The 11,876-nt window shown below is 61.8% G+C and carries 9 protein-coding genes; 6 read left to right on the top strand and 3 right to left on the bottom strand.

All coding sequences use genetic code 11. The features are described from left to right. Nucleotides 1–148: 148 nt before the first annotated feature. From B0G71_RS37225 to B0G71_RS37215, 3 genes are all read left to right on the top strand, one after another. A complete protein-coding gene (locus B0G71_RS37225; RefSeq protein WP_116149264.1) occupies nucleotides 149–1,192 on the top strand; it encodes a DNA-binding protein in 1,044 nt (347 codons plus the stop codon). 33 nt (nucleotides 1,193–1,225) lie between these two features. Then, on the top strand, nucleotides 1,226–1,579 hold the full coding sequence (locus tag B0G71_RS37220; RefSeq protein ID WP_116149262.1) for a hypothetical protein: 354 nt from the start codon (nucleotides 1,226–1,228) through the stop codon (nucleotides 1,577–1,579). A 73-nt stretch (nucleotides 1,580–1,652) separates the two neighbouring features. Next, the gene (locus B0G71_RS37215; protein WP_116149260.1) at nucleotides 1,653–2,099 is read left to right on the top strand and encodes an SET domain-containing protein; all 447 of its coding nucleotides are present in this window, start codon (nucleotides 1,653–1,655) and stop codon (nucleotides 2,097–2,099) included. A gap of 362 nt (nucleotides 2,100–2,461) precedes the next feature. Here B0G71_RS37215 and B0G71_RS37210 read toward each other — a convergent pair whose 3' ends face one another. After that, nucleotides 2,462–2,734 carry a PRC-barrel domain-containing protein gene (locus B0G71_RS37210; RefSeq protein ID WP_404935495.1) on the bottom strand — a complete coding sequence of 91 codons (273 nt, stop codon included), beginning with the start codon at nucleotides 2,732–2,734 and terminating at the stop codon, nucleotides 2,462–2,464. Nucleotides 2,735–2,837: 103 nt separating this feature from the next. Between B0G71_RS37210 and B0G71_RS42300 the strand changes: the two genes are divergently transcribed. From B0G71_RS42300 to rpoD, 3 genes are all read left to right on the top strand, one after another. Continuing rightward, nucleotides 2,838–3,038 carry a response regulator gene (locus tag B0G71_RS42300; RefSeq protein ID WP_258875806.1) on the top strand — a complete coding sequence of 67 codons (201 nt, stop codon included), beginning with the start codon at nucleotides 2,838–2,840 and terminating at the stop codon, nucleotides 3,036–3,038. 344 nt (nucleotides 3,039–3,382) lie between these two features. Further along, nucleotides 3,383–3,700 (top strand): hypothetical protein, encoded by a 318-nt coding sequence (locus tag B0G71_RS37200; RefSeq protein ID WP_116149258.1) that lies wholly within the window; start codon nucleotides 3,383–3,385, stop codon nucleotides 3,698–3,700. A gap of 747 nt (nucleotides 3,701–4,447) precedes the next feature. Next, the gene (gene rpoD, locus B0G71_RS37195) at nucleotides 4,448–6,445 is read left to right on the top strand and encodes an RNA polymerase sigma factor RpoD (RefSeq protein WP_404935494.1); all 1,998 of its coding nucleotides are present in this window, start codon (nucleotides 4,448–4,450) and stop codon (nucleotides 6,443–6,445) included. A gap of 157 nt (nucleotides 6,446–6,602) precedes the next feature. Here rpoD and B0G71_RS37190 read toward each other — a convergent pair whose 3' ends face one another. Together B0G71_RS37190 and B0G71_RS37185 are read right to left on the bottom strand one after the other, a co-directional pair. Beyond that, nucleotides 6,603–7,988 (bottom strand): hypothetical protein, encoded by a 1,386-nt coding sequence (locus B0G71_RS37190; protein WP_116149256.1) that lies wholly within the window; start codon nucleotides 7,986–7,988, stop codon nucleotides 6,603–6,605. Nucleotides 7,989–8,879: 891 nt separating this feature from the next. Then, the gene (locus B0G71_RS37185; protein ID WP_116149968.1) at nucleotides 8,880–9,500 is read right to left on the bottom strand and encodes a sel1 repeat family protein; all 621 of its coding nucleotides are present in this window, start codon (nucleotides 9,498–9,500) and stop codon (nucleotides 8,880–8,882) included. Nucleotides 9,501–11,876 lie beyond the last annotated feature (2,376 nt).

Here is an 11,876-nt window from a genome sequence, read left to right as displayed (position 1 = left end):
CTTAAACCGACGGTCACGCGGCGAGTGTCGCATTGGCGATCGAAGAATTTAACATTATAGGATTAATGTCAAAATTGAAGGAGGAGGGCGTCATAAATTAGTCGGTTTACGTAGTAATATGTAGGGAAATCCACTGGCGAAAATCCTCATGAGTGACGTCCTGTCCCCCGACGCGGTGCTGGTCGCCGAGATCGACCGCCTGAAGGCCGCCTTTCCGAAGACGCGCGAGCTGTACCGCGAGGTCTGCGCGCTGCTGTTTTTCCGTTTCGGCATCACGCCGACCGCGAACCGGCTGTACCAGCTGGTGAAGCGGGGCAGCATGAGCACGCCGACCCAAGTGCTCGGTGAGTTCTGGACCGAGCTGCGCGAAAAAAGCCGGGTGCGCATCGACCATCCCGACCTGCCGGCCGATCTCGGGGCGGCCGCCGGCGAACTGGTCGCCACGCTCTGGCAGCGCGCGAGCGCGTCAGCGGAGGCCGCGCTCGGTGCGTTGCGCGAAGAACTCGAGGCACAACGCGTCGAGGCGCAGCAGGCGGTCACCGCCGCCCGCGACGAACTGGGTCGCGCCGAGACCGCACTCGAGCAGCGCACCGCGGCGCTGCTGGCCGCGCAGGTCGAGGTCCGGGAGCTGGAAAAGGCACACGCTGAAGCTCACGCGCAGCGACAGGCACTCGAAGCGGAGCTCGGGCGGCTCAGGGACGCGCTGGCTGGGCGCGATCGCGAACTCGTGGAAGTGAGGGAAGGCTTTTCGCGGGATCTGGAAAAGCAGCGCGAAGCAGCCGAACGGGCCGGGGATCGGCTCAGGGCGTCTGAGAAACGCGCCCTGCTGGAGATTGATCGCGAGCGAAATATCGCAGCGAAGCTGCAGAAGGAGGTCGACGACGCCGCACGCCGCGCGGAGCGCAAGGATGCGGACCACCGCCGGGCCGTTGACACCCTGCAGGCGCAACTGGGCGACGCGCGTCATCAGACAGGCGTGCTGCAGGGGCGGCTTGATGCGGCTCAGGCGGAGAACACGCGGCTGCAGACGGAGTTCATCGCGACACGGGATGCTCAAGCGGATGCGAGAGACGCGCACCGGTCCGCTGTTCCTTCCAGGGGCGGGAACGCGCGGCGTGCGACCCGGCCGCCGCGCGCGGCGGTCGCGGGCACACAGGCCAAACCGGGAACACGTCGCAAAAAAGCGGTATAAATGGCAGATCGCTGCATTCTGGAAAGTCGCTGTATGGCTGATATCTATCTGCTCACCGGGCTGACGCTTCCCGCCGGCATCGCGCATGAGTCGTTGCCCGGGGCGGTGAAGGCGTTCATCGCTGACTGCTGGCAAGGCATGAGCCGCACGCAGATGATTGCGCGCGCGAAGTCGCGGAAGCTGCGCCTGTCGTTTTGCGCGACCAGGCCGTGCGCGCACGGCGAAACCGGGGTGTTTGCGTTGCGTTTCAGTGATGGGACGTCGGGCTGTCTGATGCTGGCCCACCTGCGGCGGGTGCGGAATAGTCGTGGCCGCAACCGTCGACCTGGCCGTACTGCCGTTTCCCGCCCGCCGGCGCGGGACCCCCGTCAGACCACCCTGTTCTGAATGCCACGGGGCAGTTGCGGTGCCACGCAGCGCTCGATATGCTCGCTGCCATCAACGAACCAGGAGTCCGGAAGTGCGGCGTGTGGCGGTCAGAAAATCTTCAGTTCATGGGCGGGGCGTGTTCGCGCTGCAGGCTATCACCGCTGGCGCGCGGATCCTTGAATATCGCGGTGAAGTCACCTCCTGGCGGCGGGCCGCTGCCAGGCACAAGCGTTCTGGAACGCCCGGTCACACGTTTCTCTTCGGCCTTGCTGACGGACGCGTAATTGACGGCAGCGTGGGTGGCAACAGTGCCCGCTGGCTGAACCATTCGTGCAGGCCGAACTGTGAGGCGATCGAGGATGAGCGGGGGCGCGTTTTTATCGAGACGATCCGGGACGTGCTGCCGGGAGACGAGTTGTTTATCGCCTATGGGCTCACGCTCGATGAAGCGATCACTCCCGAACTGGTCGCCGACTACGCGTGCCACTGTGCGACGAAGCGGTGCAAGGGATCGATGCTGGCTGCGGTGAGCGGCTAGCGAGCGCCGCCCGACCGACAGGTCCAGGAACGGCTCCAAGGCTGATGGACGAGACGCATGGTGACGGGAATCTCCGTGGCAACTCATCGAGGGCGCCGGCCGACGTTCCGCGACCGGCTGACTTCTACAGCTTTCGCTGCCTTCACGGCCGGTGCACCCAAGGCCGCCGCCTGGCGCTGCCGTCTTTGGTTGCCAAATTGGGTGTTGCGACTTTTACTTCCCAAACGCTGCTACTTTTGCTTCACCGCACGGGGGCGCGGTCGTAGTACTGGTGAACCGTGGTGCCCTACGTGGCGTCTGCTATCGAAGGCCAGTTGTCCCTGTCAAAACCCGGGTCGTCCTTGATGCGCTGGGCAGCGACGCTAACCAGCGACGCCAACGCGAAAAAATTCTGCGCCCGTGTCGAGCGTGGGTGCGTTCCACGGTGTCGCATGCAGGTTCGTACCCATCCCGCGAAAACCACCTTCTGACAGCACTGCATATGCGATCCTGCCGCTGCGCATGTCGAGCATGATGTCCCGGATCTTGCCGACGTCCTGCCCGTCTGAGGAAATCACCTGAGAGCCGTCAAGTGTCGCTGCGGTCATCACTTCCGGTCCAGGGCCTTCACTGATGCCGCTGCCGACGATGTTCACAGCGCTGCTGCCGTCAGGGCGGCACCGCGTCGTGAAGCCGGAGGGAATCTCCGGAGGCACGCGACTTGCGGAATTCGAATCGTCCTTCCAACCGCACCGTGCCATGTCTACCGTCCTGCTTGTCGACGATGACTTCGAAAACCAGTGGGCGCTGCAACTGGCGCTGGAAAGTCGCGGACACCGTGTCGTGCTGGCCGGGAATGGATGTGATGCACTGCGAAAGGCCACGGAAAATTTTCCGGATCTGGTTATCACCGATTTCCAGATCCCCAATTGGACGGCGGGGAGCTGTGTCGCCACCTGAGGTGTCGGGCCGTATTTTCCGACCTACCGGTCGTGCTGCTGTCGGCGATGCCAGAGCCTGTCGGTGAGCTCCGCAACTGGACTGTGTTCTTCCGGAAACCTGCGTCGATAGCGGCATTGCTCGACACCGTCGACACATTCACTTTGGGGCGCCTGACATACGTGCGGGCATCACATCGCTCCGGATACCACGCCGCGTCGCGGTGGCGAGCCATCGATTCGCGATGCTGGCCTTGAGCATTAACTGGTGTTGCGACAGACCTGCGTCCCTGGCGCACCCGGGAGTAACCCGGTCACGATGGTGCAATGGGACTACACTTACAGTCATGGAAGCAGGAGAGAGCCATGACGCACGATGACCCGGAAAGCACCTTCCGGGGGTTACCGCTTACCGCAGAGCAGGACGCGGAAGTGAGACACTACATAAAGGTCCGGACCCAGCGTGGCCTGCCATGGAACACGCCGGAACTGGGTGCGATGCTTAAGGACATGCTACAGCCGCCGGATGACGGCGACGACGAACCGGATGCTCCGGCAGATGGGATGAAAGCTGCCGCCGAGCGGGCGATGGCTTCCGTCGACGAAGCGATGGAACCCATTGAAGCAGACGAGGAGCGCAACGCCGCGATCGAGTCGGAAAGCATGAAGGGGCCGAAACGATAGGACCGTGGGCAACGATGAGTGGAGCATGCTCGCGCCGCATGCCGCCGACAAGTACGGCGCAAACTTCATGGATGCGGTGCGCATGCTACCTGCACCGGAACGGCTGCCACCGCTAGCTCCTGGTTCAGGGCGCTGCGGACCCGGTTAAGTCCGTGTTGCGTGAATGCGCTCGCCAAGTGCATCGACGTGTTCCAACGACGTGTTCCGGATACAGGGATCGTCCGCACAGTGGGCAGGCCGGCGTTGTGTCGGCGAACAACGGATCAAGCCCCTCATAATCTCCGCCGTGGCTAAGCTTGCGCAGACAGCTGAGGTATCACCCTTCGGCTGTCGACTCATCGCGAAAACATTCAATATTTGATCCGTGGTGTCCGCATGGACACTGCACGTGAGTGATTGCGTGCGTTTTCATGATCGGCCTCCAACGCCATCTTCAGATACTGGATCACGCAAATCCTGAGCCCGCGCCAGAAGACGATCCATTCTCCCTCCCGCTGACGAATGAGCCCGTGACCGGCTGTCATTGGTGCGGTGCAGCAATTTCTGTTACAATACCGGTGTGATTTCCACGCGCTGTTTTCGCGCGCTATTCCAACCGGTCCGCTTGATACAGGCAGGCCGCGTCCATTACCCGTTGCGACCTGCAACTCATGCCCGCCTGCAGGCGTGAATCTCGTCGCGCGCTCGCCGTGGTTTGCCTAGCCGCTGGTCTGGCTATCGCCGGGCAAATTTGTCCAGGGAGAATGTATGGCACCTTTTGATCGGGAACATTCAAGGTTAGACACAGCTGCAGGCGCGCCGAAGGCTGCGGGACGCCGCACATCGAAGGACAGGGCTACCGCAGCCCTGCTCCCGATGGACGCAGTGTCCACTGCGTTGCAGGACGAAGAGCGGCAGCGCCAGATGCGCGCACTCATCCAACTGGGGAAGACGCGCGGCTACCTGACGCATGCCGAAATCAACGATCATCTGCCGGACAATGTCGCACACACCGCTGCGATGGAAACCATTGTCAGCACGTTCAATGACATGGGCGTCGCGGTCTACGAGCACGCGCCCAGCGCGGAGACGCTGTTATTGAACGACGCCGCGCCGGCAGCCGTGTCGGACGACCAGGCCGACGAGGAAGCGGAGGTCGCGCTTTCGACGGTCGATTCCGAATTTGGACGCACAACCGATCCCGTGCGGATGTACATGCGTGAAATGGGCGCAACGGGATTGCTGACCCGCGCGGGCGAGGTTGAGATTGCGAAGCGCATCGAAGACGGCCTTCATGAAATGATCCAGGCGATTGCAGCCTGCCCGGCGACTGTCTCTACAATTCTTGCGAGCGTGGAGCAGATCGAGGCCGGTGACCTGCGCATCGACGAACTGGTCGACGGTCTCAATGAGGATTCCGCCGCAGCCGGATATCCGGTCCCGGACATGGCTGACGCAGCCGGCACCGACGCGGACCCAGTCGATGAATACGAAGACGGCGGTGATGGCGATGAAGACAGCGAGACTGGAGACGAAGATCGCGTGAAGGCGAACGCAGCGCGTCTGAAACAGCTTACGACCGACTGCCTCGCGATATTCGCGCGGGTGCGTGAACTGTTCGATCAGCTTCCGCGTGGCGATGCCGCGCAAGGCAAGAGTCGCACGGCCCTCGCACAGACATGCGAAGCGATGCAGCACGAACTGGCGCCCATTCGTTTCACAGCGCGAACCATTGACCGGCTGTGTACCGACGTGCAGCAACAGGTCGCGCAGGTGCGCGCGGTAGAACGGCGTATTTTGCAGATTGCCGTCGATCGGTGCGGGATGCCGCGCGAGAGGTTCGTCGAGTCGTTTACGGGGCACGAAACCGATCCGGGATGGACCGAACGCACGGCCGCGGGGTCGCGCGAGTATGGCGCCGCGCTCGAACGCAGTCTGCCCGCGATTCAGGCCGAACAGCAGAAACTGGTCGATATCGAAGCGAACGCCGGCCTGCCGCTGCAACAGTTGAAGAAGATCAACCGGCAGATGATGGCGGCCGAGTCGAAAATGCGGCAGGCCAAGCGCGAGATGATCGAGGCTAACCTGCGCCTTGTGATCTCCATTGCGAAGAAGTACGTCAACCGCGGCATGCATTTTCTGGATCTGATCCAGGAAGGCAATATCGGCCTGATGAAAGCCGTCGACAAATTTGAATATCGACGTGGGTGGAAGTTTTCGACCTATGCTACGTGGTGGGTGCGGCAAGCCGTCACGCGTTCGCTTGCTGATCAGGGACGCACGATTCGCGTGCCAGTGCATATGATCGAGTCGATCAACAAGCTCAACCGGATTTCACGCGAGATTCTTCAGCAGACCGGGCGCGAGGCTCATCCCGCAGCGCATGGAACTGCCGGAAGAGAAGGTTCGGAGCATGCTGAAGGTCACAAGGCAACCGGTATCGCTCGAGACGCCGGTGGGCGAGGACGCCGACGCGACGCTGGGGACATGATCGAAGATCCGACGGCGGCGTCGCCCGCGGACGCGGCCGTGCAGGCGAACCTGCGCGCTGCGATTGATGAGGCGCTCGATGCGCTGTCGCCACGCGAGGCGAAGGTGCTGCGGATGCGGTTCGGGATCGATACCGCATCGGACTATACGCTCGAGGAACTGGGCAAACAGTTCGACCTGACGCGCGAACGGATCCGGCAGATCGAAAGCAAGGCGATGCGAAAACTGATGCACCCGGCGCGGGCCGACAAGCTGCGGCAGTTTCTCGACCGTTGAGCCGCCAACCCGGGCGTCGGCGCGTTGCGTTGTCCAGATGGACGGGATCTCACCGCCGGTCAGAGGGCAGGGCGATGCTTCGCGCGCACCGGGGCCACGCTGTCCCGATGCGCTTCATCCGTCATTGGAGAACAGATCGTAGCACGCTACCACCGACTCACAGGAGGACTGCCTGCTGCAAAAGTTCGAGCGCCTTCAGTTCGTCGAGTCGACCCGTGCGTGCCTTTCCTGCCAGCGTCTTGAGCAGTGCTTCCGCGACGGGCGCGATGCCGTGAAGATCGCCCAGGCTTGTCGCGGTAGGGCGCAGCGACTCGGGCGATTGCTGCGGTGCTGCGGCCTGTGGGAGCGACTGAGGGGTTGCCGGCGTGGCTGCAGTCACTTCACCATCACTTTCGTCTGATACACGACCGGCAGGCTCGTCGGGAGCATCAGCGAGATGATCCTTCTGGCTGACCGCATTCGTCCCTTTCTCTCCGGCGACATCCGCCGCAACTGATAAGGAGCTTTCCGGACCGGTCCGGACGACGGCCGCCCGAGCGCGCCCCGTATCCATCTTTGCCCCGGCGGCCTTTCCTGGGACGCCATCCTTCGTTGCGGCCGCGAGCGGTTCGCTCTGTTCGACGGATGCGCGGCCGCGCGAAGCGGGAATAAGCAAGTGCGACACCGACTCCGGGATCTCGGCTTCCGAGCGCGGCGTATCCAGCCAGCCAGTTGGTAAACCAAGTCGCTCCGTGAAACGGTTGGCTTCGACATCGTCCAGACGTTTCTTCCCATACAGCCGATGGGCCATATTGGATCCGGTCATCGCCATGACGACACCCAGTCTTGCTTTCGATCCCTTGCGACCCGTGAGAACGTGGAGGTTCGCGCGTCGGATTTTCTCCACGTCGCCACTGTCGTTTAGTGCCAGCGCGTGCTGCTGGATGGTTCGAGGCGAGGTCCTGTCTTTCGAGGGCGCACCTTTTCGCGGCCCAGGAGGGGTGGGCTGTTCGGCCATCTGGCTTCGATTGTTCCTGACGGCCTTAGGCGACCCGCCCGCTGTTTTCTTCGGCATCTGCGCTTCCCCAGACAAACTGTCTTCAGGATATGGTGGCTGGCCGCCGTCCAGGACGGAAGGCGGCATGGGTGTTTCCGACACTGCTTCCGGCTCGTCGTCGTTTTGAACGAAATCGAGCGGTGATTTCAGGCGGGTGATGGTTTCGGCCGCGAGCGCAGGATTGGGCTGGTCAAAGAAACCGTGAGGCAATCCAAGCGTGGTCTCCATGTGAAAGGCGGTCTCGGGCGTGAACCTCTCGCCCTTCGTCAGTTCGGCCACCCGCGCCATGTTCGATCCAAGTCCCAGGGCGATATTCTCTGCGCCCACCGTATCGACCAGAAACTGGAACGATCGTGTCTTGAAAATGGAGGCAGTCTGGGCGGAGTCCCGGGCAGGTGCATTGACGTACGATGGTCTCTGCCGGGTGGGCTGAGATTGCTTCACGTGACGAGGTTGGCGCTGGCCGCTGTCCCGAGATCCCGCATATCGTCCGCGGGGTTGACTCATAAAGTGGGCTCCATGCGATTGGTGTGCTGACTTTCCGATTATAGAGGAGGCGATGCTTCGTCTGACGCGTCGACGACTCCATGGGCCGATGACATATGAATGGAGGCAGCCACAGTGCCGTACTGCGTCAGCGTCCGCATTTTTAACCGCGATCTGGTTATTCCACCTGTAAAGCAGCGCTTGGTCTCCCTTCCGCAAACCACGTGAAAAAACCATCAGCTATCAGACCGGCGAATGAAGACCGATTCGCTGGCTCTCTCACGTTCAGCGTCAAAACTCCACCGGCGGTTGATCCGTCATTGGTCAGGAAACGGCGCCGCCTGCGCAGTCAGCCGCGCAAAAGTCTGGCCGGATTTCTCCAGGTTAAAATGATTCGGGTTGCCAGGCATTATACGCGCTCATATCGCCGGCGACGCATAAGCCTGTCGACCTCCGAAGCGCTACGGAAGCGCACGGAACCCGTTTGCTGAATCGCATCGCTGGTATCGATCAGGAAAGCCTGCTCGCCGACTCACGCCGTGATCCCGTCCCCTTGCATTTCGCGAGGACATGCATTCGGACAATGCGCGTTCGCATCACGAGGGACGGAAAGTCTCGCCTGCGCAATGTCGCCAGTATCCATTGACGAAAGCGTCCGTCGAGTGCCCGATGTCGCCAATCCCCGATGCAAGTCCTAAGGGGGCCGCCGATGGTGGCTCGGTTTGTATCTTCATGAATGCGCCCGGCGAAGCCTGAGATTCTGACGACGTACGGATCCGACGGATTCGTTTCGGGCGCGGCAAATGTGGCGTCAGTCTTCCTGCGGGCGCATATCCGTATCTGCGACCCCCACAACGCGTTTCCACCTCTTGACCTCTTGCCCCGGTTCGACTCGCAGGCGGCAGGACTGCTTCACCGCAGCGCTGCCAGACGGCGTTGGCAACGTAGATCATCTCCACCGCGCCGGTAGCTCTGTATGGCCTTCGTGCGGTCCGGAATAACGCTCCTGTTTTCGGCACCCCACGCGCCTTCCCAGAAAAGCCCGAGATTGTGTGCTGATGCCTTGTGCCCCAGTTTGATGGCCTGCTCGTAGAGCGAGAGCGCGCGGCTCACATCTGCCTGCATGCCCCGCCCGAGTCGTGCGCTGTCGGCCAGCGCGGCGGCGGCCATGCCGCGAAGATGGCCGTCTGCGGTCTCATCCTTCATCACATCTTCGAAAATCGCATTACCCTTCTCAAGGTCCGCCTCGCCTCCCGTTGGAGTGACAAGGGAAATGGCCATTGCCATCCGCCAGGCGGGATGCCGGTTCGTGCCGATGCGCTCCAGCAGCCAGCGACCCAGGTCCGGCGCGCGACTGAGCGTGCTGGTGAGAAGCGCATTGGCGATGGCGGCGATCGACTCGACGGACAGGAAGCCAGTCCTGTTTGCTGCAATGACGTGACGGGAAAACTTTTCAACATCGAGGGTAGGGTCGGCACGGCGCAACTGATGCCATTCGCGCTCGATCGTTCCTACCCAGCTTTGCATTTGCATGGTGAGCGATCCGTTGGTGAAGAATGCACCTGATTCTAGCTCACCGTTTGTGAAGTGCAACTTTCAGAGTTCGTGCGTCCCGACGCATGCGTTCGCCAGATGGAGGGCTGCCACCGTCGCGACGTCCCGGTCAGATGACGATTCTGAGTAGAGCTTCGATCTTGTTGCTGTGATCGAGCGCGGGTGGTTTGTCGTTCACAGAGTCACGCGCGTTTGCAGGCATCGCGCCTCCGGTAACATCAAGGCGGTGGCGTGGACCGTAGTGGATGATCAGGCGTAGATGGCGGCGCTATTCAGACCGCGACTTGTGGCAGGATCCGAACCGGATAGCAGATACGGGTTCGCGAACCCGCAGCAGAAATGTTCGCCAGCCTGCTTCGCATGACGTTGGAGAAGGAGAGTGTCCCCGATGGCTGATGCATTTGAACTCGTTGCCCTGGCGTTGCCCGGCGACGTCGCCCCCGAGTCACTGCCCGCCACCGTCCACCAGTTCGTCGTGGATTGCTGGCCCGGCACGAGCCGCAGCCCAGTTGACCGCCCCGCGCCCGGCGCCTTGCACTGCGTCCGTCGCTGCGCGCCTGTCGCCCCGGGAGCGCCGGGAGACATCGGACACTTTGCACTCACGCTTACGGCGGGCATGCAGACCGTGTCCCTGATCGCGCATCTACGCCGTGTCCGCACAGCGGCACGGGTCGGCGCGCAGTCGCAACGCGGCTACCGCTCGCGAACCGCCCGCGCGCGATCCGCGTCAGGCATCCCTGTTCTGAACGGGGCGTCAAACCGGGACGACCCCGCATCGAATTGAGTGTCACGCAGGTGCGCGCCACCATGAGCGTGGGTTGGGACGAGGGCGCAATGACCTATCACCGAATTCTGCACGATAACCGCAGTACGTTTGGCGCCCCCGACGACGAGGCAACGTCGACGATCCAGACTGAGGACGCCGTCGCACCTGTCAAAAGCAATTGATTGCCGGGGTTCGCCGTTCGTCGAGAGGGTCGCCTTGGCTCCGTACTGCCCCATGAGGATGACCCCTGTTTCAAGCTTCGTCCTGTCTTCAGATAGAGGCTGTTTTGCCCATCAGTTTGGGAAACCGTGGGTTTCAAGAATGGGCGTATTCTTTCGCACGTCACGAAAGACAGGCGTGATTGGGGTAGCGAGGAGAAAGAGCGCGACCCCGCGGCTTCGATATGGCCGCGGGGATGCGTCGACTGTTCGCTCAGCCAGAAACTCGACAACAGGCGTTGCGGTGCTGGCGCGGCTCATTGCGAACCGGAAGTCCGGTGTGCGTCCCTTTCTCGCGACCACACTGAGGGATCCTCGACAGGAATCAAACGGTTGGCCGGGGGCGTCGAACGAAAGTTCTTCTCCATTACTGGCGGCGTTGTGACACATTTCAGACGGGCTACCCTAATGCGGCAGCAATGCTCCGGAACCTGACGGACGCGCTACGCGCGCAACTCGGCCATTGCGGACGTTGGAGTGTCGGCCACTGTGAGGCAGCTGATAGGCGCTTTGCCGCCGTTCGCGCCGTCGTAGCCTCGAATGTCAGGTGCGATGCGAGTGAATGAGTACTCGCGACCCCGAGCGGCCTTTCGGCGCGCTCGAAACCGAGCGACCGAAGCCAAGCCTTCAGCGCCCTTCGCGAAAGTCCCGCCTAGACGCGTGCGCTGCCGCTCGACTATCCTTGCAGCACCATCAGGAGCTAACGCGTTCATCACACTACGTTCCTTTCGCTTCCTTTCACGGGTCTGCGATGCGTGAAACCACACCTGTTCCTTGTCGGGAATGTACGCGGAGGGAATACGCGATTGCTCGCCTGCGTGTCGCAATGGCCCGTCTGATCCGCGCCGATTCGGCGGTCGAAATGGCTCGCGCTACGTGCTGGGCCAACGCCTGGGGCGAGCGCGATTGGCGATCTACATTTTCACGGATTCGTCGAGGGGCGGGGCGGACACAAGCCCAGGCGGTGATCGTTCGATTGCCAGTCCAACTGCGGTTCCTTGAGGCAACCGATTTCACTTTGACGAGCAAGCAGCAACGCAGGTCAAGTCGGCATGTAATGGCCGAAGCGCCGCATGAACGACGGCGTTGGATGGAGCATCAGGGCTAGCCAACAGCCCTAGTGAACCATGTCAGATCAACAGCTCGTCAATTCATGTTCGCACATCTCTACGTGAGGCGAATCATTTCAAAATTGTGACGCTTCATGATTTGACGTTTTCACCACGGTCGAGATATTGCGGCGCAGCAAAAAAGCGGTAACCTAAAGGGAGGGCATCGGCAATCGTGCTCCGGCGCGGTCGCGATATGACAGGAGAATGTGCCATGACGACTTCTCAGGCTTACACGTCAACCGCCCCTGCATTGCATGTC

The sequence above is a fragment of the Paraburkholderia sp. BL27I4N3 genome (assembly GCF_003386115.1).
Lineage (GTDB): Bacteria > Pseudomonadota > Gammaproteobacteria > Burkholderiales > Burkholderiaceae > Paraburkholderia.
Note: the sequence above shows the minus strand (reverse complement) of the source record. Positions and strands in the feature narration are given on the sequence as shown.

Coding starts and splice junctions, on each gene's coding strand:
- B0G71_RS37220 (WP_116149262.1), top strand. CDS start 1,226: ATGGCTGATATCTATCTGCTCACCGGGCTGACGCTTCCCGCCGGCATC.
- B0G71_RS42300 (WP_258875806.1), top strand. CDS start 2,838: ATGTCTACCGTCCTGCTTGTCGACGATGACTTCGAAAACCAGTGGGCG.
- B0G71_RS37200 (WP_116149258.1), top strand. CDS start 3,383: ATGACGCACGATGACCCGGAAAGCACCTTCCGGGGGTTACCGCTTACC.
- rpoD (WP_404935494.1), top strand. CDS start 4,448: ATGGCACCTTTTGATCGGGAACATTCAAGGTTAGACACAGCTGCAGGC.
- B0G71_RS37185 (WP_116149968.1), bottom strand. CDS start 9,500: ATGCAAATGCAAAGCTGGGTAGGAACGATCGAGCGCGAATGGCATCAG.
- B0G71_RS37190 (WP_116149256.1), bottom strand. CDS start 7,988: ATGAGTCAACCCCGCGGACGATATGCGGGATCTCGGGACAGCGGCCAG.
- B0G71_RS37225 (WP_116149264.1), top strand. CDS start 149: ATGAGTGACGTCCTGTCCCCCGACGCGGTGCTGGTCGCCGAGATCGAC.